The organism is Streptomyces sp. NPDC006283 (assembly GCF_040613325.1).
Taxonomy (GTDB): domain Bacteria; phylum Actinomycetota; class Actinomycetes; order Streptomycetales; family Streptomycetaceae; genus Streptomyces.
Genome location: NZ_JBEXRZ010000439.1, coordinates 1 through 1944, shown reverse-complemented (window position 1 = coordinate 1944; position 1944 = coordinate 1). Strand labels below are relative to the sequence as shown.

Sequence of the window (1944 nt, the reverse complement as noted above, 5' to 3'; positions counted from 1 at the left end):
GGTGGCACCGCAGCTGCTGGTAGCGGCGGGCCTGGCTCATCGGCATGGCGTCACTCACTCTCACACTCCTGGTCTTCGTGGGTGGGGGCCTGCCGTAGCCGGTCGGCGACGGCGGCGTAGTGAGACAGGTCGATGACGACCCGGTTCGCGACGTCCGATTCAGGTCGGTCGCGAAGCTTTTCGGCTTCCGCCTGGGCCGCGGCCGATGGCGGCCGGCGGACCTTGGTGCGGCAGGGGGCCTTGTCGGAGAACGAAGCGAGTACCGCTCGTTCGAGGGCGATGACGTGCCTGGCGTCCCGGATGGTCTGCCCGGCTCCGTCCGGCGCCCGGCGGTGGTGGGCGATGACCGCGCGACCGGCGGTGACCACGTGCAGGTCGTCCTCACCGAGGCGGATCCGGACCGTGACATGGGCGCCGGTCAGCCCCGGCGGGACGGAGTAGTGGTTGCCGGCGAAGGAGACGAGTCCTGGCTGACGACGCGGGTCTGCTCCAGCTCGGCGGAGAACGGGCTGTTCGGCAGGTCCAGCAGCGGCTCGGCTTCCGCGAGCGCGGCGACTGTGGTCGACGCTCCGTCGAGCTTACGTTTGCCGCTGTCCATCGGCACGGCCAGCTTGTCGACACCGCTTTGACCTGCCTCGATGCTGATGCCGTCAGGGACGGTTCGCCACCAGCGTTGGGCAGCTGAGTGGTTGGCCTTCTCGACGACACCCTTGCGGTTGCCCCGTCGAGGCGGGCAGATGTCGACGCCGGCTCCGTAGTACTTCGCACCCACCTATAAGGGCGGCTTCGGCTTCCATCCGCTGCTGTCCTGGCCAATACCGGAGAGGCACTGTCCGGCCGGCTGCGGCCCGGGAACGCCGGTGCCAACCGCCGCCGACCACATCGCGGTGTCCGACCAGGCACTCATGCAGATCCCCGACGCCCACCGGCACGGCACCGACATCCTGATCCGCACCGACAGTGCCGGATCCGCGAAAGCCTTCCTCGCCCACGTCCGCGACGTGCGGAAACGAGGAATCCGTACCTTCTTCTCGGTCGGATACGCCATCACCGAGCCGGTCCGCCGCGCTGTCCGAGCCATGCCCGACCGCCTCTGGCATCCCGCCCTGGACCAGGACGGAACGCTGCGTGCCGGCGCCGAAGCCGCCGAGCTGACCGGCATGGTCGACTTGGACGGCTACCCGGCCGGCACCCCCATCATCGTGCACCGAGAGCGGCCGCACCCCGGCGCCCAGTTGTCCCTGTTCGACCAGGACAAGGGCCTGCGGCACCAGGTCTTCCTCACCGACACCCCGTCCCGCGGCGGTGGTTCCGCACAGTTCCTGGAGGTCCGCCACCGCGGGCATGCCACCGCCGAGGACCACATCCGGTGCGACAAGACCACCGGCTTCGACCGCTTCCCCTCCCGCGACTTCGACATCAACACTGTCTGGCTCGAACTCAGCCTCGCGGCGATCGACCTGCCGGCCTGGACCCGTGTCCTGCTGCTGGACGACGAACTCGCCACTGCCGAGCCGAACAAGCTCCGCTACCGGCTGCTGCACGTCGCCGCCCGCCTCACCCACGGCGGCCGGTCCCAGGCCTGGACGGCGAGCCAGCTCCTCCTGCGACTGACGGAGAAGGGGCCGCCATCGGGTGGGTTGGCTGAAGACTCGCGCTTCCCGTGCCGTGGAAGGCTGAGTCCCGTTCGCTAACTGCCACGCTGCAGCAGGTGGTTGAGTAGCGATCACCTATGAGCAAGCCCGCGGTTTCATGATCCGATATGGATTGCGAAGATGGCGCAGGTTCCCCCGCTGTCGTTTCGCTGTGGGCTGCCTCGGGATGGCGGAGGCAGCCCACACTTCTATCTGGTGGGCGTCAGCCGTCTCGCCACCTGCCGTCGGCACCGTGCCAGTAGGCGTCATGCACGCTCTGCGCAGCCTCGCAGGGCCGGTGCCGGTGTCC

At 69.0% G+C, this 1944-nt stretch carries 3 protein-coding genes; 1 reads left to right on the top strand and 2 read right to left on the bottom strand.

What is annotated here, in order from left to right; all coding sequences use genetic code 11:
- Positions 1 to 50 precede the first annotated feature (50 nt).
- Together ABZ070_RS37065 and ABZ070_RS37060 are read right to left on the bottom strand one after the other, a co-directional pair.
- On the bottom strand, positions 51 to 368 hold the full coding sequence (locus ABZ070_RS37065) for a hypothetical protein (RefSeq protein ID WP_356640578.1): 318 nt from the start codon (positions 366 to 368) through the stop codon (positions 51 to 53).
- Positions 369 to 418: 50 nt separating this feature from the next.
- Positions 419 to 772, bottom strand: coding sequence for a hypothetical protein (locus ABZ070_RS37060; RefSeq protein ID WP_356640576.1), 354 nt, complete (start codon positions 770 to 772; stop codon positions 419 to 421).
- Between the two features lie 28 nt (positions 773 to 800).
- Here ABZ070_RS37060 and ABZ070_RS37055 point away from each other — a divergent pair, with 28 nt between their 5' ends.
- The gene (locus ABZ070_RS37055; protein WP_356640580.1) at positions 801 to 1694 is read left to right on the top strand and encodes a transposase; all 894 of its coding nucleotides are present in this window, start codon (positions 801 to 803) and stop codon (positions 1692 to 1694) included.
- Positions 1695 to 1944: the final 250 nt, after the last annotated feature.